The 21,596-nt window shown below is 61.4% G+C and carries 33 protein-coding genes; 32 read left to right on the forward strand and 1 reads right to left on the reverse strand.

The window, feature by feature from the left end:
- Positions 1 to 113: 113 nt before the first annotated feature.
- From shn_RS37515 to shn_RS07470, 3 genes are read left to right on the forward strand one after another with little or no spacing between them, the layout of a single operon-like run.
- Positions 114 to 1,583 (forward strand): M10 family metallopeptidase C-terminal domain-containing protein, encoded by a 1,470-nt coding sequence (locus tag shn_RS37515; protein WP_064329849.1) that lies wholly within the window; start codon positions 114 to 116, stop codon positions 1,581 to 1,583.
- Positions 1,558 to 1,779, forward strand: coding sequence for a hypothetical protein (locus shn_RS36345; RefSeq protein WP_133033373.1), 222 nt, complete (start codon positions 1,558 to 1,560; stop codon positions 1,777 to 1,779). Before shn_RS37515 ends, shn_RS36345 begins: the two co-directional genes overlap by 26 nt.
- A gap of 32 nt (positions 1,780 to 1,811) precedes the next feature.
- Positions 1,812 to 2,861, forward strand: a complete 1,050-nt coding sequence (locus shn_RS07470; RefSeq protein ID WP_064329850.1) for a cytochrome-c peroxidase — start codon at positions 1,812 to 1,814, stop codon at positions 2,859 to 2,861.
- Positions 2,862 to 2,876: 15 nt separating this feature from the next.
- Here shn_RS07470 and shn_RS07475 read toward each other — a convergent pair whose 3' ends face one another.
- A complete protein-coding gene (locus shn_RS07475; protein ID WP_023514254.1) occupies positions 2,877 to 3,173 on the reverse strand; it encodes a hypothetical protein in 297 nt (98 codons plus the stop codon).
- A gap of 543 nt (positions 3,174 to 3,716) precedes the next feature.
- Between shn_RS07475 and rpsL the strand changes: the two genes are divergently transcribed.
- The 29 genes from rpsL to rpsK all read left to right on the forward strand — a co-directional run bounded on the left by rpsL (position 3,717) and on the right by rpsK (position 21,507).
- Complete coding sequence (gene rpsL / locus shn_RS07480) at positions 3,717 to 4,088, forward strand: 30S ribosomal protein S12 (RefSeq protein WP_022719193.1); 372 nt, start codon at positions 3,717 to 3,719, stop codon at positions 4,086 to 4,088.
- 55 nt (positions 4,089 to 4,143) lie between these two features.
- A complete protein-coding gene (gene rpsG, locus shn_RS07485) occupies positions 4,144 to 4,614 on the forward strand; it encodes a 30S ribosomal protein S7 (RefSeq protein ID WP_023516514.1) in 471 nt (156 codons plus the stop codon).
- Positions 4,615 to 4,646: 32 nt separating this feature from the next.
- Positions 4,647 to 6,746: an elongation factor G gene (gene fusA / locus shn_RS07490; RefSeq protein WP_064329851.1), complete on the forward strand. Its 2,100-nt coding sequence runs from the start codon at positions 4,647 to 4,649 to the stop codon at positions 6,744 to 6,746.
- A 65-nt stretch (positions 6,747 to 6,811) separates the two neighbouring features.
- Entirely contained in the window at positions 6,812 to 7,987 is a 1,176-nt protein-coding gene (gene tuf, locus shn_RS07495; RefSeq protein WP_064329852.1) for an elongation factor Tu, read from the forward strand.
- A gap of 190 nt (positions 7,988 to 8,177) precedes the next feature.
- Positions 8,178 to 8,486 (forward strand): 30S ribosomal protein S10, encoded by a 309-nt coding sequence (gene rpsJ / locus shn_RS07500; RefSeq protein WP_003507767.1) that lies wholly within the window; start codon positions 8,178 to 8,180, stop codon positions 8,484 to 8,486.
- A gap of 158 nt (positions 8,487 to 8,644) precedes the next feature.
- A complete protein-coding gene (rplC, locus tag shn_RS07505) occupies positions 8,645 to 9,328 on the forward strand; it encodes a 50S ribosomal protein L3 (protein ID WP_024270438.1) in 684 nt (227 codons plus the stop codon).
- 12 nt (positions 9,329 to 9,340) lie between these two features.
- The gene (gene rplD / locus shn_RS07510) at positions 9,341 to 9,961 is read left to right on the forward strand and encodes a 50S ribosomal protein L4 (RefSeq protein ID WP_064329853.1); all 621 of its coding nucleotides are present in this window, start codon (positions 9,341 to 9,343) and stop codon (positions 9,959 to 9,961) included.
- Positions 9,958 to 10,251 (forward strand): 50S ribosomal protein L23, encoded by a 294-nt coding sequence (locus shn_RS07515; RefSeq protein ID WP_064329854.1) that lies wholly within the window; start codon positions 9,958 to 9,960, stop codon positions 10,249 to 10,251. Before rplD ends, shn_RS07515 begins: the two co-directional genes overlap by 4 nt.
- Positions 10,252 to 10,281: 30 nt before the next feature.
- Positions 10,282 to 11,118 carry a 50S ribosomal protein L2 gene (rplB, locus tag shn_RS07520; RefSeq protein WP_064329855.1) on the forward strand — a complete coding sequence of 279 codons (837 nt, stop codon included), beginning with the start codon at positions 10,282 to 10,284 and terminating at the stop codon, positions 11,116 to 11,118.
- 15 nt (positions 11,119 to 11,133) lie between these two features.
- Positions 11,134 to 11,412 (forward strand): 30S ribosomal protein S19, encoded by a 279-nt coding sequence (gene rpsS, locus shn_RS07525; RefSeq protein ID WP_023517272.1) that lies wholly within the window; start codon positions 11,134 to 11,136, stop codon positions 11,410 to 11,412.
- Between the two features lie 2 nt (positions 11,413 to 11,414).
- Positions 11,415 to 11,804, forward strand: coding sequence for a 50S ribosomal protein L22 (gene rplV / locus shn_RS07530; protein ID WP_023514179.1), 390 nt, complete (start codon positions 11,415 to 11,417; stop codon positions 11,802 to 11,804).
- The gene (gene rpsC, locus shn_RS07535) at positions 11,804 to 12,535 is read left to right on the forward strand and encodes a 30S ribosomal protein S3 (RefSeq protein ID WP_064329856.1); all 732 of its coding nucleotides are present in this window, start codon (positions 11,804 to 11,806) and stop codon (positions 12,533 to 12,535) included. Before rplV ends, rpsC begins: the two co-directional genes overlap by 1 nt.
- Before the next feature lie 38 nt (positions 12,536 to 12,573).
- On the forward strand, positions 12,574 to 12,987 hold the full coding sequence (rplP, locus tag shn_RS07540) for a 50S ribosomal protein L16 (RefSeq protein ID WP_024270440.1): 414 nt from the start codon (positions 12,574 to 12,576) through the stop codon (positions 12,985 to 12,987).
- A 12-nt stretch (positions 12,988 to 12,999) separates the two neighbouring features.
- A complete protein-coding gene (gene rpmC, locus shn_RS07545) occupies positions 13,000 to 13,200 on the forward strand; it encodes a 50S ribosomal protein L29 (RefSeq protein WP_024270441.1) in 201 nt (66 codons plus the stop codon).
- A 12-nt stretch (positions 13,201 to 13,212) separates the two neighbouring features.
- Positions 13,213 to 13,449 carry a 30S ribosomal protein S17 gene (rpsQ, locus tag shn_RS07550; RefSeq protein WP_024270442.1) on the forward strand — a complete coding sequence of 79 codons (237 nt, stop codon included), beginning with the start codon at positions 13,213 to 13,215 and terminating at the stop codon, positions 13,447 to 13,449.
- Positions 13,450 to 13,687: 238 nt separating this feature from the next.
- Positions 13,688 to 14,056 (forward strand): 50S ribosomal protein L14, encoded by a 369-nt coding sequence (gene rplN, locus shn_RS07555; protein WP_018328276.1) that lies wholly within the window; start codon positions 13,688 to 13,690, stop codon positions 14,054 to 14,056.
- A gap of 12 nt (positions 14,057 to 14,068) precedes the next feature.
- Positions 14,069 to 14,380 (forward strand): 50S ribosomal protein L24, encoded by a 312-nt coding sequence (gene rplX / locus shn_RS07560; protein WP_064329857.1) that lies wholly within the window; start codon positions 14,069 to 14,071, stop codon positions 14,378 to 14,380.
- Positions 14,373 to 14,930 (forward strand): 50S ribosomal protein L5, encoded by a 558-nt coding sequence (gene rplE, locus shn_RS07565; RefSeq protein WP_064329858.1) that lies wholly within the window; start codon positions 14,373 to 14,375, stop codon positions 14,928 to 14,930. The genes rplX and rplE overlap by 8 nt, the downstream gene beginning before the upstream one ends.
- Positions 14,931 to 14,964: 34 nt before the next feature.
- The gene (rpsN, locus tag shn_RS07570) at positions 14,965 to 15,270 is read left to right on the forward strand and encodes a 30S ribosomal protein S14 (protein WP_064329859.1); all 306 of its coding nucleotides are present in this window, start codon (positions 14,965 to 14,967) and stop codon (positions 15,268 to 15,270) included.
- A 12-nt stretch (positions 15,271 to 15,282) separates the two neighbouring features.
- Positions 15,283 to 15,681 (forward strand): 30S ribosomal protein S8, encoded by a 399-nt coding sequence (gene rpsH / locus shn_RS07575; protein WP_064329860.1) that lies wholly within the window; start codon positions 15,283 to 15,285, stop codon positions 15,679 to 15,681.
- Between the two features lie 42 nt (positions 15,682 to 15,723).
- Positions 15,724 to 16,257, forward strand: a complete 534-nt coding sequence (rplF, locus tag shn_RS07580) for a 50S ribosomal protein L6 (protein WP_064329861.1) — start codon at positions 15,724 to 15,726, stop codon at positions 16,255 to 16,257.
- 12 nt (positions 16,258 to 16,269) lie between these two features.
- A complete protein-coding gene (gene rplR / locus shn_RS07585) occupies positions 16,270 to 16,632 on the forward strand; it encodes a 50S ribosomal protein L18 (RefSeq protein WP_064329862.1) in 363 nt (120 codons plus the stop codon).
- Positions 16,633 to 16,759: 127 nt separating this feature from the next.
- Positions 16,760 to 17,326: a 30S ribosomal protein S5 gene (rpsE, locus tag shn_RS07590; protein ID WP_023515494.1), complete on the forward strand. Its 567-nt coding sequence runs from the start codon at positions 16,760 to 16,762 to the stop codon at positions 17,324 to 17,326.
- A 13-nt stretch (positions 17,327 to 17,339) separates the two neighbouring features.
- Positions 17,340 to 17,543: a 50S ribosomal protein L30 gene (gene rpmD, locus shn_RS07595; RefSeq protein WP_064329863.1), complete on the forward strand. Its 204-nt coding sequence runs from the start codon at positions 17,340 to 17,342 to the stop codon at positions 17,541 to 17,543.
- Between the two features lie 11 nt (positions 17,544 to 17,554).
- Positions 17,555 to 18,034 carry a 50S ribosomal protein L15 gene (gene rplO, locus shn_RS07600; protein ID WP_064329864.1) on the forward strand — a complete coding sequence of 160 codons (480 nt, stop codon included), beginning with the start codon at positions 17,555 to 17,557 and terminating at the stop codon, positions 18,032 to 18,034.
- A 315-nt stretch (positions 18,035 to 18,349) separates the two neighbouring features.
- Positions 18,350 to 19,690 (forward strand): preprotein translocase subunit SecY, encoded by a 1,341-nt coding sequence (gene secY / locus shn_RS07605; RefSeq protein ID WP_064329865.1) that lies wholly within the window; start codon positions 18,350 to 18,352, stop codon positions 19,688 to 19,690.
- The gene (locus shn_RS07610) at positions 19,687 to 20,271 is read left to right on the forward strand and encodes an adenylate kinase (protein WP_064329866.1); all 585 of its coding nucleotides are present in this window, start codon (positions 19,687 to 19,689) and stop codon (positions 20,269 to 20,271) included. The genes secY and shn_RS07610 overlap by 4 nt, the downstream gene beginning before the upstream one ends.
- Before the next feature lie 228 nt (positions 20,272 to 20,499).
- Positions 20,500 to 20,868, forward strand: a complete 369-nt coding sequence (gene rpsM / locus shn_RS07615; protein ID WP_064329867.1) for a 30S ribosomal protein S13 — start codon at positions 20,500 to 20,502, stop codon at positions 20,866 to 20,868.
- Between the two features lie 249 nt (positions 20,869 to 21,117).
- Positions 21,118 to 21,507 carry a 30S ribosomal protein S11 gene (gene rpsK / locus shn_RS07620; protein ID WP_023513823.1) on the forward strand — a complete coding sequence of 130 codons (390 nt, stop codon included), beginning with the start codon at positions 21,118 to 21,120 and terminating at the stop codon, positions 21,505 to 21,507.
- The last annotated feature ends 89 nt before the right edge of the window (positions 21,508 to 21,596 follow it).

A 21,596-nucleotide genomic window follows, 5' to 3' on the forward strand; every position in this document is an offset into this window, starting at 1 on the left:
GACCTGGACATTCTGTGCATGCCCGCCCGGCTGCGGCCGGGACCACGCGCTTTCTCCATCCTCAAGGGAAGCATCGACGGCGCCGAAGCCTGTCGGCTGGAAGGAGAAAAGGCATGGCAAACATCACATTCGGCAAGGCCCTCACGGACTGGGGGTGGCTGGAAGATTTCTACGATATGAAAACGCTGAAACTGGTCTCGAAGACGGCCACCAAGGCCGTTTTTCGCGATGGTGATGGCGATCAGATCGTTCTCACCGGCAAGGGGCTCACATTCAAGGGCGACCTTGCGACGAAGGGGACGGTGACGGGCGCCGACTTCATCGCCGGCTCCGGCGACAAGTACCTGACCTTCACCAAGGGAGACTTCGAGGCCAAGGAGCTTCTCCTCGAAATCGTGAAGAACAAGGATTTTTATGGCCTTCTTTCGGACCTGACGGCGGGCGACGACGTCATCACCGGGGGCGGCAGCGGTGATGACATCATCATCGGGAAAAATGCCGGCGATGACCGCATCCTCGGTGGCGGTGGCGACGATTTCATCAAGGGCTCGGCCGGCGACAACTACATGGACGGCGGCAAGGGCTGGGATGATCTAAGCTACGAAGAGACCTACTACGACAAGGGCAATGCCAAAAAAGGCATCGTTCTCGATGCGACCAAGGGGACCGTCCAGAATAGCTGGGGCGGAACCGACAAGATCAAGAATTTCGAGGGATATCGCGGCTCCCACAATAGCGACAAGTTCATCGGAGCCAGCAAGGACGAATCGTTCATGGGCTTTGCCGGCAAGGATGACATCGACGGCGGCAAGGGTTTCGATGAGGTCTATTATCACAGAGACCAGAAATTCGGAGGGAAGAAAGGCATCGTCGTCGATCTGGAAAAGGGGACGATCAAGGACGGTTTTGGCAGCACGGATACGGTGAAGAATATCGAAGCCGTCTTCGGCACATTCTTCAACGACAAGTTCAAAGGCGACGCGAAGGATAATCACTTCCGAGGCCTCAGCGGCAAGGACAGTTTCGACGGCGGCAAGGGATCCGATACGATCAATTTCCACTTCTGGGATGATCTCGGCCAGAAGGGTGCTGTCGTCGATCTCCGCAAGACGACCAACAACATCCTGAACGACGGTTTCGGCAACAGGGAAACGGCCAAGAACATCGAAAACCTTGAAGGCTCGGATTTCGCCGACGACTTCACGTTGGGCAAGGCCGACGGCTATGTCGATGGGCGTGGCGGTGACGATCGGCTGGTTGCGGGGGCGGGAGAGAACTGGATGCGCGGCGGGGACGGCGCGGATATGTTCGTGTTCCTTTCCGCCAAGCACTCAACCGCCTCGAAGAACGATATCATCAGCGACTTCAACCGCAAGGAAGGGGATCGGATCGACGTCTCGAAGGTCGCCGATTTCGACTTCATCGGCAAAAAGGGCTTCACCGGCGCCGGAAACGAACTGAACTATGCCGTCAAGAAGGGGGAAACGTTCATTTCAGGCGATATAGACGGCGACAAAAAGGCTGATTTCGTCGTCAAGCTCGATGGCAAACATACGCTTGTCGAGGGTGATTTCATCCTTTGACGATCCGGCCGCATCGACCAGCACGATGCTGATGGAACCTTGGCCGGCGGCGAGGACGCTGATGCCGAGTAAAAAGCTGCCACTTTTGACGATTGAAAAGGCCGCCCGAAATATTTCGGGCGGCTTTTTGTTTATGCGCAAGGACAGGGCAGGGCGGCTTGATCTGGCGCAAGTGGCAAGATTGGAGCGGTTCTAAAGTCCATTCGTACCCAACGAATGGAGGTAGCCATGAAAATCCTGCTGGCGACGGTCGCCGCATCGGTCATTGCGACCGCGGCCCTTGCCGCCGATCCGGTTCCGGCCGATCTGCGCGCGACGGCGCTCGACATCTTCAAGCCCTTGCCGTCGACCTATCCGGCGGTCAGCGACAATCCGATCACGCCGGAGAAGATCGACCTCGGCAAGGCGCTGTTCTTCGATCCGCGGCTTTCGGCCTCGGGCGTCTTCTCGTGCAATTCCTGTCACAACCTGGCGACGGGCGGCGACGACAACCTGGAAACCTCGATCGGCCATGGCTGGCAGAAGGGACCGCGCAACTCGCCGACGGCGCTGAATGCCGTCTTCAACGAGGCCCAGTTCTGGGACGGGCGCGCGGAAGACCTGAAGGCGCAGGCGAAGGGGCCGATCCAGGCGGGCGTCGAGATGGCCAATACGCCCAACCAGGTCGTCGCGACGCTGAAGTCGATGCCGAAATATGTCGAGTGGTTCACCGCGGCCTTCCCGGGCGAAGCCGACCCGGTGACCTTCGACAACATGGCCAAGGCCATCGAGGCCTTCGAGGCGACCCTGATCACGCCGGCAGCCTTCGACGCCTATCTCAACGGCGACGAGGGCGCGATGACGGTGGAGCAGAAGGAGGGGCTTGCGCTCTTCATCGACAAGGGCTGCGCGTCGTGTCACAGCGGCATCAATCTCGGCGGCAACGGCTATTACCCGTTCGGCCTCATCGAGAAGCCCGGCGCCGAGGTGCTGCCGGAGAACGACAAGGGCCGCTTTGCCGTGACGGCGACGGCGGACGATTCCTATGTCTTCCGCGCCGCGCCGCTGCGCAACGTCACGCTGACGGCACCGTATTTCCACTCGGGCAAGGTGTGGAACCTGAAGCAGGCCGTCGCGATCATGGGCACCTCGCAGCTCGGCGAGGACCTGGCGGATGCCGACGTGGACCGGATCGTCGCCTTCCTCGGCACGCTGGAAGGCCGGATGCCCGACGTGGTCTATCCGGTGCTGCCGGCAGAGACGGATGACACGCCCCTGCCGAGCGGCGAAATCAAGTAAGGAAGCGGGCGGTCATCAGGCAAACCGGATGATCGCCACTTCTCCTTCGAGCGCGCCCTTGTAGGCGGAGGCATGCGGCTCGTCCTCCGGCACGCCGGTCAGGGTGCCGATCTGGTCCAGGTCGGCTTCCAGGAAGCCTTCCTCGGAGAGCGCGTTCAGCGCCTCGCGCACGGCGGTGTCGTCGTCGGGCGCGCGCAGCATGACGTGGATGTCGATGCCCTCGTCGCCCTCGCGCTCATAGGCCTTGCCGATGATGATGAAGACCATCGGGTCGTCGAGCGTATTGTTGTCGTTGTCGGCATTGGCCGCCATGGCGGGCTCCTTTCGGGTCGATGATGCCGGTTCTATAAAGGCTAGGGCGGCAAGGCCCAAATGCAAAATCGGCGGGCGCACCAAAAGGTGATTCCCGGATACGCTCGCCGCGCACCATCGCGCGCAGTTGATTCCGTCTTCACGCTTCCTTAATGTTCTCCGGCGATGGCTGGTGCAGCCGGTATACACCCCGAAAGGGGCAGGGGAGGCCGCCGAAAGCCCTGCTTTTCAGGCAGGCCAGCCATTCCACCCCGGGATTCTTTCGCCCCGCCCCTTGACCTTTTGCCCTTAAGTCAGTAGACCGCACGCCATCAGAGCCTATGTGAGGCTGGCTGGTTCGGAACGACTCGTTCTGAAGTTCGCCTCAAACAGGGCTCGACGCACGTTGAGAACATGAATGCTGCACGCATGACGCTGATATGGCGTCCTCTGCCTATGGAGGTCATCCGCAAAAGCGGAGTGGCCTTTTATTGCGCATGAACACGCGTGTGGCCATGTATCCGCCCGCAAGGGTAACGAGACACGATTGCAAGGGATGGTTCTATGCCTACCGTAAACCAGTTGATCCGCAAGCCGCGCCAGGCGTCGGTAAAGCGCAACAAGGTTCCTGCTCTGCAGGAAAACCCCCAGAAGCGCGGCGTATGCACCCGCGTCTACACGACGACCCCGAAGAAGCCGAACTCGGCTCTGCGTAAGGTCGCCAAGATCCGCCTGACCAATGGCTTCGAAGTCATCGGCTACATCCCGGGCGAAGGTCACAACCTGCAGGAACACTCCGTCGTCATGATCCGTGGCGGCCGCGTGAAGGACCTTCCGGGTGTGCGCTACCACATCATCCGCGGCGTTCTCGACACCCAGGGCGTCAAGAACCGCAAGCAGCGCCGCTCCAAGTACGGCGCGAAGCGTCCGAAATAATACAGTAACCGGCGCCATTTCGCTGGTCGGAACCATTTGAAGAAAGACGAAAAGTATGTCCCGTCGCCATAGAGCAGAAAAGCGCGAGATCAATCCGGACCCGAAGTTCGGCGATCTCGTCGTCACCAAGTTCATGAACGCCATCATGCTGGACGGCAAGAAGTCCGTCGCCGAAACGATCGTTTACGGCGCCTTCGATGTCGTTCAGGGCAAGGCAAAGGCCGATCCGCTCGGCGTGTTCCATTCGGCTCTCGACAACGTCGCGCCGCACGTCGAAGTGCGCTCGCGCCGCGTTGGTGGTGCGACGTACCAGGTTCCGGTCGATGTTCGTCCGGAGCGCCGTCAGGCTCTGGCCATCCGCTGGCTGATCGCCGCTGCCCGCAAGCGTAACGAAACGACCATGGTCGAGCGCCTCTCCGGCGAACTCATGGACGCAGCGAACAATCGCGGCAGCGCGGTCAAGAAGCGCGAAGACACGCACAAGATGGCCGACGCCAACCGCGCCTTCTCGCACTACCGCTGGTAACCGAAACTAGACGTCTCGAAAGGAGTCCGTTAATGGCTCGCGAATACAAAATCGAAGACTACCGAAATTTCGGTATCATGGCGCATATCGACGCCGGCAAGACGACGACGACCGAACGCATCCTCTACTACACCGGCAAGTCCCACAAGATCGGCGAAGTCCATGACGGCGCCGCCACGATGGACTGGATGGAGCAGGAGCAGGAACGCGGCATCACCATCACGTCCGCTGCCACCACGACCTTCTGGAAGGGCCGTGACGGCAAGACCCGCCGCTTCAACATCATCGACACCCCCGGCCACGTCGACTTCACCATCGAAGTCGAGCGTTCGCTGCGCGTGCTCGACGGTGCGATCGCCCTTCTCGACGCCAACGCAGGCGTAGAGCCGCAGACGGAAACCGTCTGGCGCCAGGCCGAGAAGTACAACGTTCCGCGCATGATCTTCTGCAACAAGATGGACAAGACCGGTGCGGACTTCTACCGCTCGGTGTCCATGATCAAGTCGCGCCTCGGTGCGACCGCCGTCGTCATGCAGTTGCCGATCGGCGCTGAAAGCGAATTCAAGGGCGTCGTCGACCTGATCGAGATGAACGCCCTCGTCTGGCGCGATGAATCGCTCGGCGCCCAGTGGGACGTCGTCGAGATCCCGGAAGACATGAAGGAAAAGGCCGAGGAGTACCGCGAGAAGCTCATCGAGACCGTCGTCGAGATCGACGAGGCCGCGATGGAAGCCTATCTCGAAGGCAACTACCCGGACAACGACAAGATCCGCGAACTCGTTCGCCGCGGCACCATCGACGTGAAGTTCCACCCGATGTTCTGCGGTACCGCGTTCAAGAACAAGGGCGTCCAGCCGCTGCTCGACGCCGTCGTCGACTACCTGCCGTCCCCGGCGGACATCCCGGCGATCAAGGGCATCGACGTGAAGACGGAAGCCGAGATCGAGCGTCACGCCGATGACGCCGAGCCGCTCTCCATGCTCGCCTTCAAGATCATGAACGACCCCTTCGTCGGTTCGCTCACCTTCGCCCGCATCTATTCCGGCAAGCTCGAAAAGGGCACGTCGGTCATGAACACGGTCAAGGAAAAGCGCGAGCGCGTCGGCCGCATGCTGCAGATGCACTCCAACTCGCGTGAAGACATCGAAGAAGCCTTCGCGGGCGACATCGTTGCTCTCGCCGGCCTCAAGGACACGACGACGGGCGACACGCTCTGCGATCCGCTGAAGCCGGTCATCCTGGAGCGCATGGAATTCCCCGAGCCGGTCATCCAGATCGCGATCGAGCCGAAGACCAAGAACGACCAGGAAAAGATGGGCCTTGCCCTGAACCGCCTGGCCGCCGAAGACCCGTCCTTCCGCGTCAAGACCGACGAAGAGTCGGGTCAGACGATCATCGCAGGCATGGGTGAACTTCACCTCGACATCATCGTCGACCGCATGCGTCGCGAGTTCAAGGTCGAAGCGAATGTCGGCGCCCCGCAGGTTGCCTATCGTGAGACGATCACGCGCAAGACCGAGAAGGACTACACGCACAAGAAGCAGACCGGTGGTACCGGCCAGTTCGCCCGCGTGAAGCTCGTGTTCGAACCGAACCCGGATGGCGAAGATTTCCTCTTCGAATCCAAGATCGTCGGCGGTGCTGTTCCGAAGGAATACATCCCGGGCGTCCAGAAGGGTATCGAAAGCGTTCTGTCCTCGGGTCCGCTCGCAGGCTTCCCGATGCTCGGCGTCAAGGCGACGCTCATCGACGGCGCCTTCCACGACGTCGACTCCTCGGTCCTCGCCTTCGAAATCGCATCGCGTGCCTGCTTCCGTGAAGCATCCCGTGAAGCCGGCGCCCAGCTGCTGGAGCCGATGATGAAGGTCGAAGTCGTGACGCCGGAAGACTATGTCGGCGACGTCATCGGCGACCTGAACTCCCGCCGTGGCCAGATCCAGGGCCAGGAATCGCGCGGCGTCGCCGTGGTGATCTCCGCCAACGTGCCGCTGGCCAACATGTTCAAGTACGTGGACAACCTGCGCTCGATGTCGCAGGGCCGCGCCCAGTACTCGATGGTCTTCGACCACTATGCGCCGGTTCCCTCGAACGTCGCGCAGGAAATCCAGGCAAAGTACTCCGGTCAGAAGTGACCGGGGTGCGCCCCCAAACATTCGTATGAATTTCCCTTTGCGGGATCAGGAACGGAGAGCCGGAAATGGCAAAAGGTAAGTTTGAGCGCACTAAGCCTCACGTAAACATCGGCACGATCGGCCACGTTGACCATGGCAAGACGTCGCTGACGGCAGCGATCACGAAGTATTTCGGCGAGTTCAAGGCGTATGACCAGATCGACGCCGCCCCGGAAGAAAAGGCCCGCGGCATCACCATCTCGACGGCGCACGTCGAGTACGAGACGCCGAACCGTCACTATGCGCACGTCGACTGCCCCGGCCACGCCGACTACGTCAAGAACATGATCACCGGTGCTGCCCAGATGGACGGCGCGATCCTGGTCTGCTCTGCCGCTGACGGCCCGATGCCGCAGACCCGCGAGCACATCCTGCTCGCCCGCCAGGTCGGCGTTCCGGCGATTGTCGTGTTCCTCAACAAGGTCGACCAGGTCGACGACGCCGAGCTGCTCGAGCTCGTCGAGCTGGAAGTGCGCGAACTTCTGTCGTCCTACGACTTCCCGGGCGACGACATTCCGATCATCAAGGGCTCGGCTCTGGCCGCTCTCGAAGATTCGGACAAGAAGATCGGCGAAGACGCGATCCGCGAGCTGATGGCCGCTGTCGACGCCTACATCCCGACGCCGGAGCGTCCGATCGACCAGCCGTTCCTGATGCCGATCGAAGACGTGTTCTCGATCTCGGGCCGCGGCACGGTCGTGACGGGCCGCGTCGAGCGCGGTATCGTCAAGGTCGGTGAGGAAATCGAGATCGTCGGCATCCGCCCGACGACGAAGACGACCTGCACGGGCGTCGAGATGTTCCGCAAGCTGCTCGACCAGGGCCAGGCCGGCGACAACATCGGTGCGCTGCTGCGCGGTGTGAACCGTGACGGCGTGGAGCGTGGCCAGATCCTGTGCAAGCCGGGTTCGGTCAAGCCGCACAAGAAGTTCAAGGCCGAAGCCTACATCCTGACGAAGGAAGAAGGCGGCCGTCATACGCCGTTCTTCACGAACTACCGTCCGCAGTTCTACTTCCGCACGACGGACGTGACGGGCATCGTGACGCTGCCGGAAGGCACGGAAATGGTGATGCCGGGCGACAACGTGACGGTTGACGTCGAGCTGATCGTTCCGATCGCGATGGAAGAAAAGCTGCGCTTCGCGATCCGCGAAGGCGGCCGCACCGTCGGCGCCGGCATCGTCGCTTCGATCGTCGAGTAAGACGTAAGGCCTGAGGCCGCTGAAATAGGAAGGGCAGGGTTCCGATCCTGCCCCTCCGGTCTTTGAAAATTTAGCGGACTGGCCTTTCGGCAATTGTGTTTTCGTGTGCGTTCCTTTATGGGAACCGCCAGAATCAAAAAGCGCGCTTTCCCAAGAGAATCGCGCGGATAACGAACTAAGGAAAAGTCGTATGAACGGCCAGAACATCCGCATCCGCCTCAAGGCGTTTGACCACCGGATCCTTGATGCCTCCACGCGTGAGATCGTGTCGACGGCAAAGCGCACCGGCGCAAGCGTCCGCGGTCCCGTTCCGCTCCCGACCCGTATTGAAAAGTTCACGGTCAACCGCTCGCCCCACGTCGACAAGAAGAGCCGTGAACAGTTCGAGATGCGCACCCACAAGCGCCTGCTCGACATCGTAGATCCGACGCCGCAGACCGTTGACGCTCTCATGAAGCTCGACCTTGCGGCCGGTGTAGACGTAGAGATCAAGCTCTAAGTCCGGCGCAAGCCGAAATAACAAGGAAGGTACGTGGCGTAAGCCGACGTCTTCTGAAAACGGGAAACCCGACGGCGAAGAAGCCCGAGTGGAATCCTTAAACCAAGAGGCATGACGGGACGTCACGCTCCCGCCAGGACTTCTAAGAGGATTGAACCATGCGTTCAGGTGTGATTGCACAGAAAGTAGGGATGACTCGCGTCTATAATGACGCAGGTGAGCACATCCCTGTAACAGTATTGCGACTGGACAACGTCCAGGTCGTTGCCCAGCGTACGCAGGACAAGAACGGCTACACGGCCGTCCAGCTCGGCGCCGGCTCTTCCAAGGTGAAGAACACGGCAAAGGCACTGCGCGGCCAGTTCGCCGCCGCAAGCGTCGAGCCGAAGGCCAAGCTCGTCGAGTTCCGCGTTTCGGAAGACAACCTCATCGAGATCGGTGCGGAGCTGACCGCCAGCCATTTCGTCGCGGGCCAGCTCGTCGACGTCACCGGCACCACGATCGGTAAGGGTTTCGCCGGTGCCATGAAGCGCCACAACTTCGGCGGTCTTCGTGCAACGCACGGCGTCTCCGTTTCGCACCGCTCGCACGGTTCGACCGGTAACAACCAGGACCCGGGCAAGGTCTGGAAGGGCAAGCGCATGGCCGGCCACATGGGCCAGACGCGCGTCACCACCCAGAACCTCGAAGTCGTCTCCACCGACGAAGAGCGCGGTCTCATCCTCGTCAAGGGCGCAGTCCCGGGCTCCAAGGGCGCCTGGATCGTCGTTCGTGACGCCGTCAAGTCCGGCACCCCGTCCGACGCGCCGCGTCCGGCCGCCGTGCGCGCCGCAGCCAAGTAAGGGAGCCTGATCATGGATCTCAAAGTCACGACCCTCGACGGGAAGGACGCCGGCAAGGTCTCCCTCTCCGACGCGATCTTCGGCCTGGAGCCGCGCGAAGACATCATCGCCCGCGTCATCCGCTGGCAGCTCGCCAAGAAGCAGCAGGGCACGCACCAGTCGCTGACCCGCGGTGAAGTTTCCCGCACCGGCGCCAAGATGTACAAGCAGAAGGGTACGGGCCGCGCTCGTCACCATTCGGCGCGCGCTCCGCAGTTCCGCGGCGGTGCCAAGGCTCACGGCCCGGTATCCCGCAGCCACGCCCACGACCTGCCCAAGCAGGTTCGCGCGCTCGGCCTGCGTCACGCCCTCTCGGCCAAGATCAAGGCTGACGACGTCATCATCGTTGACGACCTCGTCGCCGCGGAAGCAAAGACGAAGGCTCTGGCCGGCGCATTCGCTTCGCTCGGCCTCACCAATGCCCTCTTCATCGGCGGCGCAGAACTTGACGGCAACTTCAAGCTCGCAGCACGCAACATCCCGAACGTGGATGTTCTTCCGATCCAGGGCATCAATGTTTACGACATCCTGCGCCGCGGCAAGCTCGTGCTCTCCAAGGCTGCTGTAGAAGCCCTCGAGGAGCGGTTCAAATGACGGATCTTCGCCACTACGATGTGATCGTATCCCCCTCGATCACCGAAAAGTCGACGCTGGTCTCCGAAAACAACCAGATCGTCTTCAACGTTGCCAAGCGCGCTTCCAAGCCTGAAATCAAGGCTGCGGTCGAAGCACTCTTCGGCGTCAAGGTCACGGCTGTGAACACGCTCGTCCGCAAGGGCAAGATCAAGCGTTTCCGCGGCTTTTCCGGCCGGCAGGGAGATGTCAAGAAGGCTATCGTCACGCTCGCTGACGGTCAGTCCATCGACGTCTCCACCGGGCTCTAATCGGGCAGTCGGATAAAAGGAAACAGAAAAATGGCATTGAAAAGCTACAACCCGACCACTCCGAGCCAGCGTCAGCTGGTCATCGTCGACCGGTCGGGCCTTTACAAGGGCAAGCCCGTAAAGGCTCTGACCGAAGGTCTCTCCAAGAGCGGTGGCCGTAACAACCTCGGTCGCATCACCGCCCGCTTCATCGGCGGCGGTCACAAGCGCACCTACCGTCTCGTCGACTTCAAGCGTCGCAAGTTCGACGTCGAGGGCACGGTCGAGCGTCTGGAATACGACCCGAACCGCACGGCGTTCATCGCTCTGGTGAACTATGCCGACGGCGAGCAGGCCTATATCCTGGCCCCGCAGCGCCTGGCAGCCGGCGACAAGGTCATCGCCTCCAACAAGGCGGTTGACGTCAAGCCCGGCAACACCATGCCGCTGCAGTACATCCCGGTCGGTTCGATCGTTCACAACGTCGAGATGAAGCCGGGCAAGGGCGGCCAGATCGCCCGCTCCGCCGGCACCTTCGTCCAGCTCGTCGGTCGCGACCAGGGCATGGCGATCCTTCGCCTGAACTCCGGCGAACAGCGCCTGGTTCACTCGTCCTGCCTTGCAACGGTCGGCGCCGTGTCGAACCCGGACCACGGCAACATCAACGACGGCAAGGCCGGTCGTACCCGCTGGCGCGGCAAGACCCCGCACAACCGCGGTGTCGTCATGAACCCGGTCGACCACCCGCACGGTGGTGGTGAAGGCCGCACCTCCGGTGGTCGTCACCCGGTATCCCCGTGGGGCAAGCCCACCAAGGGCAAGCGTACCCGCTCGAACAAGTCGACCGACAAGTTCATCATGCGCTCGCGCCACTTGAAGAAGAAGTAAGAGAGGTAGTCAGGAATGGCTCGTTCAGTATGGAAAGGCCCGTTTGTTGACGGCTATCTTCTCAAGAAGGCTGAGAAGGTTCGTGAAGGCGGTCGCAGCGAAGTGATCAAGATCTGGAGCCGTCGCTCCACGATCCTGCCGCAGTTCGTCGGTCTCACCTTCGGCGTCTACAATGGCTCGAAGCACATCCCGGTGGCCGTCAACGAAGACATGGTCGGCCACAAGTTTGGTGAATTCGCTCCCACCCGGACCTACTATGGTCATGGTGCGGACAAGAAGGCGAAGAGGAAGTAACGATGGGTAAGGCTAAAGCCGAACGTCGGCTGAAGGATAACGAGGCGCAGGCCATCGCGCGCACGATCCGCGTCAGCCCCCAGAAGCTCAACCTGCTTGCTGCGCTCATCCGCGGCAAGAAGGTCGACCGGGCTCTCGCCGAGCTCGAGTTCTCGCGCAAGCGTAGCGCCGAGACCGTCAAGAAGACGCTCGAGTCTGCGATCGCCAACGCAGAAAACAACCACGACCTCGACGTTGACTCGCTCATCGTCGCTGAGGCGTATGTCGGCAAGTCGATCGTCATGAAGCGCTTCGCCGCTCGTGGCCGCGGCCGAGCATCGCGGATCGAGAAGCCTTTCTCGCATCTGACGATCGTCGTCCGTGAAGTCGAAGCCAAAGGGGAGGCCGCATAATGGGCCAGAAGATTAATCCGATCGGTTTCCGCCTCGGCATCAACCGTACCTGGGACAGCCGCTGGTTCGCCGACAACGCCGAATACGGCCAGCTGCTCCACGAAGACCTGAAGATCCGCAAGTTCGTTCAGGACGAGCTGAAGCAGGCCGGTATCGCCAAGGTCGTCATCGAGCGCCCGCACAAGAAGTGCCGCGTCACGATCCACTCGGCTCGCCCGGGTCTGATCATCGGCAAGAAGGGTGCGGACATCGAGAAGCTCCGCAAGAAGCTTTCCGAGATGACGAACTCCGAAACGCACCTCAACATCGTTGAAGTGCGCAAGCCGGAAGTCGACGCGACCCTCGTTGCCCAGTCGATCGCCCAGCAGCTCGAACGCCGCGTGGCTTTCCGCCGTGCGATGAAGCGCGCTGTTCAGTCCGCGATGCGTCTTGGCGCCGAAGGCATCAAGATCACCTGCGCCGGCCGTCTCGGCGGCGCGGAAATCGCCCGTACGGAATGGTATCGCGAAGGTCGCGTTCCGCTTCACACGCTGCGTGCGGACATCGACTACGGTACGGCCGAAGCCGAAACCGCATTCGGCATCTGCGGCATCAAGGTCTGGATCTTCAAGGGCGAAATCCTTGAGCACGACCCGATGGCCTCGGAGCGTCGCGCAAGCGAAAGTGACAGCCAGGGTCCCGCAAGCCGTGAACGCGGCGACCGCGGCGACCGTCGTCGTGAAAACGCGTAACAGTCGCGTTTGGCAGCCAATATCGGAGAAGTAAAAAAATGTTGCAGCCAAAGCGTACCAAGTACCGCAAGCAGTTCAAGGGCCGCATCAAGGGCGTCGCCAAGGGCGGCTCCGAGCTCGCCTTCGGCGAGTTCGGCCTGAAGGCTCAGGAACCGAACCGCGTGAACGCTCGCGAGATCGAAGCGGCCCGCCGCGCGATCACCCGTTACATGAAGCGTGCCGGCCGTGTGTGGATCCGCGTGTTCCCCGACGTTCCGGTCACCGCCAAGCCGACGGAAGTCCGCATGGGTAAGGGTAAGGGTTCGGTCGAATACTGGGCGGCCAAGGTCAAGCCCGGCCGTATGATGTTCGAGATCGACGGTGTTTCCGAGGAGATCGCCCGTGAGGCGCTTCGTCTCGGCTCGGCCAAGCTCTCGGTCAAGACGCGCTTCGTACAGCGCATTGCAGAGTAAGGAGCGAGGGCCATGAAAGCCGCAGACGTCAAGGCGCTGAGCGCCGACCAGCTCAACGAAGAGCTTGCCAAGCTGAAGAAGGAGCAGTTCAACCTGCGCTTCCAGAAGGCCACCGGCCAGCTCGAGAAGACCTCGCGCATCAACGAAGTCCGCAAGGATATCGCGCGCGTCAAGACCATTGCCCGCCAGAAGGCGGCAGAAGCCAAGGCCTAAGGACCGAATAATATGCCGAAACGCATTCTGCAGGGCACTGTTGTCAGCGACAAGAACGACAAGACCGTTGTCGTGCGCGTCGAACGCCGTTTTGCCCATCCCCTGCTTCAGAAGACCGTTCGCCGGTCCAAGAAGTACAAGGCGCATGACGAAACCAACCAGTACAAGGTCGGCGACGTCGTTTCCATCCAGGAATGCGCGCCCATTTCCAAGGACAAGCGCTGGACCGTCGTGTCGGCCCACGCTTAATAACAGCGGAATTTGCGCCGGGCCCTTGTGTTCGGCGCAGAAATCTGTATGAAGCAGCGCAAGGACGCTCGGAATCACGAGCGTCTTTTGCTTTGAGCGCACGGAAGGTCCCATCGGCTCGCCGATCTGAGGAAACCACCCTGGCAAGAGACCATCCCGCGCGAAAACATGAATTTCCATAAGCTGGACCAGGGGGCTTTTGCCCAACCAGTCCGGTAAAACAAGAAGGCGACCTGACATGATTCAGATGCAGACTAACCTCGACGTCGCGGATAATTCCGGCGCACGTCGTGTCATGTGCATCAAGGTGCTGGGCGGCTCCAAGCGCAAGTACGCTTCGGTCGGCGACATTATCGTCGTCTCGATCAAGGAAGCGATCCCGCGCGGCCGCGTGAAGAAGGGTGACGTGATGAAGGCGGTCGTCGTGCGCACCGCCAAGGACATCCGCCGCCCCGATGGCAGCGTCATCCGTTTTGACAACAACGCAGCCGTCCTGATCGACAACAAGAAAGAGCCGATCGGCACCCGTATCTTCGGACCGGTTCCGCGCGAACTCCGCGCCAAGAACCACATGAAGATCATCTCGCTGGCTCCGGAAGTACTGTAAGGAGCGATGGCTATGCAAAAGATTCGTAAGGGCGACAAGGTCGTCGTGCTCACCGGCAAGGACAAGGGCCGTACCGGTGAAGTTGTTCAGGTCATGCCGAAGGAAGACCGCGCGGTCGTCAAGGGGATCAACCTGGTGAAGCGTCACCAGCGCCAGACCCAGACCCAGGAAGCCGGCATCATCACCAAGGAAGCTTCGATCCACCTGTCGAACATCGCGATCGCCGACCCCAAGGACGGCAAGCCGACCCGCGTCGGCTTCAAGATCGAAGGCGACAAGAAGGTTCGTGTAGCAAAGCGTTCGGGAGTGTCGATCGATGGCTGACACCAAGTATGAGCCGCGCCTCAAGAAGGAATACGTCGAGCGTATCCGCAAGGCGCTTCAGGAGCAGTTCTCCTTCGCCAACGAGATGCAGATCCCGCGTCTCGAAAAGATCGTCATCAACATGGGCGTAGGCGAAGCAACGGCGGACTCGAAGAAGCCCACCGTTGCTGCAGCCGACCTCGCAGCGATCGCCGGCCAGAAGCCGGTCATCACGCGCGCTCGCAACTCCATCGCGGGCTTCAAGGTCCGTGAAGGCATGCCGATCGGCGCGAAGGTCACCCTGCGCGGCGCCCGCATGTACGAATTTCTGGATCGCCTCGTGAACATCGCGCTGCCCCGCGTACGCGACTTCCGTGGTCTGAACCCGAAGTCCTTCGATGGCCGTGGCAACTTCGCCATGGGTATCAAGGAGCACATTGTGTTCCCGGAGATCAACTACGACAAGGTTGATCAGATGTGGGGCATGGACATCATCGTTTGCACGACGGCAAAGACGGACGACGAAGCACGGGCTCTTCTGAAAGAGTTCAACTTCCCGTTCCGCGCCTGATCCGTAACGACAAGCGTAAAGAAGGATAACTGTTATGGCGAAAACGAGCGCAGTTGAAAAGAACAAGCGCCGCCGCAAACTGGTCGCCAGCCAGGCCGCTAAGCGTGCCGCCCTCAAGGCGATCATCCAGAACCAGGCTCTTCCGATCGAAGAGCGCTTCAAGGCGACCCTGAAGCTTGCCGAACTGCCGCGCAATGGTTCCAAGACCCGCATCCGCAACCGGTGCGAAGTCACGGGCCGTCCGCGCGCATTCTATCGCAAACTCAAGATGTCGCGTATTGCGCTTCGCGAACTGGGCAATCTCGGCAAGGTGCCGGGCATCGTCAAGTCGAGCTGGTAAGGAGACGGGCACATGGCAATGACTGATCCTTTGGGCGATATGCTCACCCGTATCCGCAACGGCGCCGCACGCCGCAAGTCGAGCGTTTCGACGCCGGCTTCCAAGCTGCGCGCCCGTGTTCTGGACGTCCTTCAGGCTGAAGGCTACATCCGTGGATATTCGGAAGTCGAATTCGGCAACGGCAAGGCCGAGCTGAACATCGAACTCAAGTACTATGAAGGCGCATCCGTGATCCGCAAGATCGACCGCGTCTCCAAGCCGGGCCGCCGGGTCTATGTCTCGGTCAAGTCCATTCCGCAGGTCGCGAACGGCCTCGGCATCACCATCCTTTCGACCCCGAAGGGCGTGATGGCCGATCACCAGGCACGCGAACAGAACGTTGGTGGCGAGATTCTTTGCTCGGTCTTCTAAGGCTGAGCAGGAATTTCCATAACGAACAGACAGGATAAAACAATGTCTCGTATCGGTAAGAAGCCCGTTCCGGTTCCCGCTGGTGTCACCGCGACCGTCGATGGTCAGAAGGTCACCGCGAAGGGCCCGAAGGGCGAACTGTTCTTCGTCGCGAACGACGAAGTTTCGGTGAAGCTCGAAGACAACTCCGTTGTCGTCCAGCCGGTCAACGACTCGAAGGACGCTCGTTCCAAGTGGGGCATGTCCCGCACGATGGTCGAGAACATCTTCAAGGGCGTCAAGGACGGCTACGAGCGCAAGCTCGAAATCAACGGCGTCGGTTACCGCGCGTCGCTCCAGGGCAAGAACCTGCAGCTGGCACTCGGCTTCAGCCACGACGTGGTCTACCAGACGCCGGAAGGCATCTCGATCGCTGTTCCGAAGCCGACGGAAATCATCGTTTCCGGCATCAACAAGCAGCAGGTCGGCCAGGTCGCCGCGGAAATCCGCGAATACCGTGGCCCCGAGCCCTACAAGGGCAAGGGCGTCAAGTATGCCGAAGAGCGGATTGTCCGCAAAGAAGGCAAGAAGAAGTAAGGATCACGCGAAATGGCTAGCAGGAAAGAAGCTCTCCAGCGCCGCGCCAACCGCGTGCGCCGTTCCATCAAGGCGGTCGCCAATGGCCGTCCGCGCCTGTCGGTTCATCGCTCGTCGAAGAACATCTACGTACAGGTCATCGATGACGTGGCCGGCAAGACGCTTGCGTCCGCCTCCACGCTCGACACCGATCTGCGCTCGTCTCTGAAGACGGGCGCCGACACGGCAGCAGCCGCTGCCGTCGGCAAGCTCATCGCCGAGCGTGCCGTCAAGGCAGGCGTCAAGGAGGTCGTTTTCGACCGTGGCGCCTTCATCTATCACGGCCGCATCAAGGCTCTCGCCGAAGCTGCCCGTGAAGGTGGTCTGAACTTCTGATCATTCGGCCGGGCGCCTGGTGCGCCCCGCCGATCCTCAGCAGGGTATCGGTCGCTTCCATTGCTGAAATGGGGGCGACTTTCGTCAATCTGCCGATTGCACCCGGAAAAGAAAAAGGAAAAGGACAATGGCACAGGAAAAGCGCGGTCGCGATGACCGCCAGAACCGCGAAGAGCGCGACAGCGAGTTTGTCGACAAGCTCGTCGCGATCAACCGCGTCGCGAAGGTCGTCAAGGGCGGCCGTCGTTTCGGTTTTGCAGCGCTCGTCGTCGTCGGCGACCAGAAGGGTCGCGTCGGCTTCGGCCACGGCAAGGCACGTGAAGTTCCGGAAGCGATCCGGAAGGCCACGGAAGCCGCCAAGCGCGACCTGATCTTCGTTCCGCTGCGCTCCGGCCGCACGCTGCACCATGACGTGCACGGCCGCCACGGCGCCGGCAAGGTTCTGCTTCGCTCGGCCAAGGCCGGTACCGGTATCATCGCGGGTGGCCCGATGCGTGCCGTCTTCGAAACGCTCGGCGTTCATGACGTCGTCGCCAAGTCGACCGGCTCCTCGAACCCGTACAACATGATCCGTGCGACGTTCGACGCTCTCAAGAGCCAGATGCACCCGAAGGACATCGCGGCACAGCGCGGCATGAAGTACGCCACGCTGCAGGCCCGTCGTGCGTCCGCCGGCGTCGCTTCCGAAGAATAAGGAGCTGTGAGCCATGGCTAAGAAAGAAACCGCAAAGAAGACGGTGACTGTCGAGCAGATCGGCAGCCCCATCCGCCGTCCGGCCATCCAGCGCGCAACGCTGGTCGGCCTGGGCCTCAACAAGATGCATCGGGTTCGCACGCTGGAAGACACCCCGTCTGTCCGCGGCATGATCCGTGCCGTCCAGCACCTCGTTCGCGTCGTCGAAGAGAAGTGAGGGGATAGATCATGAAACTCAACGAAATCAAGGACAACGAAGGCTCCTCGAAGAACCGCAAGCGCGTCGGTCGCGGTATCGGTTCCGGCAAGGGCAAGACCGGTGGTCGCGGTGTCAAGGGTCAGAAGGCCCGTTCCGGCGTCGCCATCAACGGCTTCGAAGGCGGTCAGATGCCCATCTACCGTCGCCTGCCGAAGCGCGGCTTCAACAACATCTTCGCATCCGACTTCGTCATCGTGTCCCTGGACCGCGTCCAGAAGGCGATCGATGCCGGCAAGCTCGATGCCAAGGCGACCGTTGATGCAGCCGCCCTCAAGGCCGCCGGCGTTATCCGCCGCGAGAAGGACGGTGTCCGCATCCTCGCCGACGGCGAACTCAAGGCCAAGGTGGCCTTCGAAGTCGCCGGCGCCTCCAAGCCGGCGATCGAGAAGATCGAAAAGGCTGGCGGCTCGGTCAAGCTGCTCTCGGCCGCTGCGGAAGCCGCCGAATAATTCGACGAAATTATCGCCCGGTGTGCTTCACACCGGGCGATTTTGCTCCCATATGTGAGCCTCACAACGACGGCCGGGATTCTTCTCCCCGCTGTTGTCCGGAATTAAAAGCCAGGGTGAGGCCGGGATTGCTTGACAATCCGCGTTTCAACCGGTTTAGGCTCCATCCGCCCGCTTTGCTGCACCGGCAGAGGGGCAAGACCAATTTCAGCATGGTCCATCGGTCCGAGGAGGGGCGAGGGGGCGTGCCAACGGATCAGCCAATCCGGACCTGGCCGGGCTCCCCGCCGCCGGATCGGCTTCGCGGAGAAATGCATGGCTTCGGCAGCGGAACAACTTGCCTCTAATCTCAACTTCTCGACTTTCGCCAAGGCGGAAGATCTGAAGAAGCGTCTCTGGTTCACGCTGGGCGCGCTGCTCGTCTATCGCCTCGGCACCTATATCCCCCTGCCGGGCCTCAACCCCGAAGCCTTCGCGCAGGCCTTCCGCGGCCAGTCGGGCGGCATTCTCGGCCTCTTCAACATGTTCTCCGGCGGCGCCGTCGAGCGCATGGCGATCTTCGCGCTCGGCATCATGCCGTACATCTCCGCCTCGATCATCGTGCAGCTCATGACATCGGTCGTTCCCTCGCTGGAGCAGTTGAAGAAGGAAGGCGAGCAGGGCCGCAAGATCATCAACCAGTACACCCGCTACGGCACGGTGCTGCTCGGCACGCTGCAGGCCTACGGCATCGCGGTCGGCCTTGAGAGCGGGGCAGGGCTGGTCAACGATCCGGGCTGGTTCTTCCGCATCTCCACCGTCATCTCGCTGCTCGGCGGCACCATGTTCCTGATGTGGCTGGGTGAGCAGATCACCTCGCGCGGCATCGGCAACGGCATCTCGCTGATCATCTTCGCCGGCATCGTCGCCGCCCTGCCGAGCGCACTCGCCGGCACGCTGGAACTCAGCCGCACGGGCGCCCTTTCGATCGGCGTGGTCATCGCCGTCGTGGTCATGGCCATCGGCGTCATCGCGCTCATCGTCTTCGTCGAGCGGGCCCAGCGCCGGCTTCTGATCCAGTATCCGAAGCGACAGGTCGGCAACCGCATGTTCCAGGGCGACACCTCGCACCTGCCGCTGAAGCTCAACACCGCGGGCGTCATCCCGGCGATCTTCGCCTCCTCGCTGCTGCTGCTGCCGGCAACGCTGGCAGGCTTCTCGAACACGGCCGAGCTGCCCTCCTGGGCAACGATGATCATCGCCGCCCTCGGCCACGGCCAGCCGCTCTACATGCTGCTCTATGCGGGCATGATCGCCTTCTTCGCCTTCTTCTACACGGCCATCGTCTTCAATCCGAAGGACACGGCCGACAATCTGAAGAAGCATGGCGGTTTCATTCCGGGCATTCGTCCGGGCGAGCGCACCGCCGAATATATCGATTACGTGCTGACCCGCATCACGGTCATCGGCGCGCTCTATCTTGTCTTCGTCTGTATCCTTCCCGAAATTCTCATCGCGCAGACCGGGGTGCCATTCTACCTTGGTGGTACGTCGCTTTTGATTGTTGTCAGCGTGACCTTGGATACTGTAGCACAGATACAGGGCCACCTGATTGCTCAGCAGTATGAGGGGCTGATCAAGAAGTCGAAGCTGCGTGGAGGTAAGAGGGGACGATGAGACTGATTTTTCTGGGACCGCCGGGTGCTGGCAAGGGGACACAGGCCAAGCTCCTGACGGAGAAGCACGGTATTCCGCAGCTCTCCACGGGTGACATGCTGCGGGCGGCCGTCGCCGCCGGCACCGATGTCGGCAAGCGCGCCAAGGCCGTCATGGATGCCGGCCAGCTCGTCTCCGACGCCATTGTGAACGAGATCGTGTCCGACCGAATCGGCGAGGCCGACTGTGCCAGGGGCTTCATCCTCGACGGTTACCCGCGCACGGTTCCGCAGGCCGAGGCCCTCGACCGGATCCTCGCCGGCAAGGGCCTCTCGCTCGATGCCGTGATCGAGCTGAAGGTCGACGAGGATGCGCTGGTCAAGCGCATGGAGACCCGCGTGGCCGAGACGATCGCCGCGGGCGGCACCGTTCGCTCCGACGACAATCCGGAAGCCTTCAAGCGCCGCTTGACGGAATACCGCGAAAAGACCGCGCCGCTGTCGAACTACTACGCTTCGACCGGCAAGCTCCAGACGGTCGACGGCATGGCCAATGTCGACAAGGTGACCGCGGAGATCGCCGGAATCCTGGAGAACGCCTGAGATCAGGCGAAAAAGGACCGGCCGGGAGTTGACTTTTTCGGCCGATTCCCCTTATGACAGCGCCAACTCGCGACACACCATTGCGATCGGCGCGGATTTCAGAAGAACGAAGTCCGGGTGCGGTCGTTTTCGACATGTCCCGAACCTCAATTGAACAGCGGCCTTCTCGGTCGTATCGAATGAAGAAGACCACTTGCCGGATGGCAACTGGAAGCAAGGAGAACAGGCGTGGCACGTATCGCTGGCGTCAACATCCCGACTGCAAAACGCGTCGTCATCGCGCTGCGTTACATTCACGGGATCGGCCCGAAGTTTGCACAGGAAATCATCGAGAAGGTCGGCATCCCGGCCGATCGTCGCGTTCACCAGCTCACGGACGCAGAAATCCTGCAGATCCGCGAAGCCATCGACCGCGACTACCAGGTCGAAGGCGACCTGCGTCGCGAGACCTCGATGAACATCAAGCGTCTCATGGACCTCGGTTGCTACCGTGGCCTGCGTCACCGCCGTGGCCTTCCGGTCCGCGGCCAGCGCACGCACACCAATGCCCGCACCCGCAAGGGTCCGGCAAAGGCCATCGCAGGCAAGAAGAAGTAATTTCCCGGAAACGGGGAACGGGAGGCTGGCGCGCCGCGCCGGCCTCTTTTGAGTTTCGAGCGGGGCCTTGCCTTACATCTGGCCAGGGTCCCGGTCGGTGGAGCTGCTGGCACTACGGCAGTGACGATATCGCCGCACGCATCGCCTTCCTGGGCATGCGTGCACATTACTGTTCAGGACAGGGGTTCGCCCCGGTCCGGTGGAGCCGCTGGCATTACGGCGGTGTCGAGATCAACGAAAGGACTATCCATGGCCAAGGAAGCCGCACGCGTCCGCCGTCGCGAACGCAAGAACATCACCTCGGGTGTTGCTCACGTCAATTCTTCGTTCAACAACACGATGATCACCATCACCGACGCACAGGGCAACGCCATTGCCTGGTCGTCGGCCGGTGCGAAGGGCTTCAAGGGTTCGCGCAAGTCGACCCCGTTCGCCGCCCAGATCGCTGCCGAAGACTGCGCCAAGAAGGCCCAGGAACACGGCATGAAGTCGCTGGAAGTCGAAGTCTGCGGTCCGGGTTCCGGCCGTGAATCGGCTCTGCGCGCCCTCCAGGCTGCCGGCTTCATGATCACGTCGATCCGCGACGTGACCCCGATCCCGCACAACGGTTGCCGTCCGCGCAAGAAGCGCCGCGTCTGATCATCGCATTCGAATTGCCGTGGAAGCCGGGTGACGGCTTCCGCGGATCTTCAGGGCTCGGCCGTCACGATTGGATGGTGGCGGCGAAC

Source organism: Shinella sp. HZN7, from assembly GCF_001652565.1.
GTDB classification, from domain to species: domain Bacteria; phylum Pseudomonadota; class Alphaproteobacteria; order Rhizobiales; family Rhizobiaceae; genus Shinella; species Shinella granuli.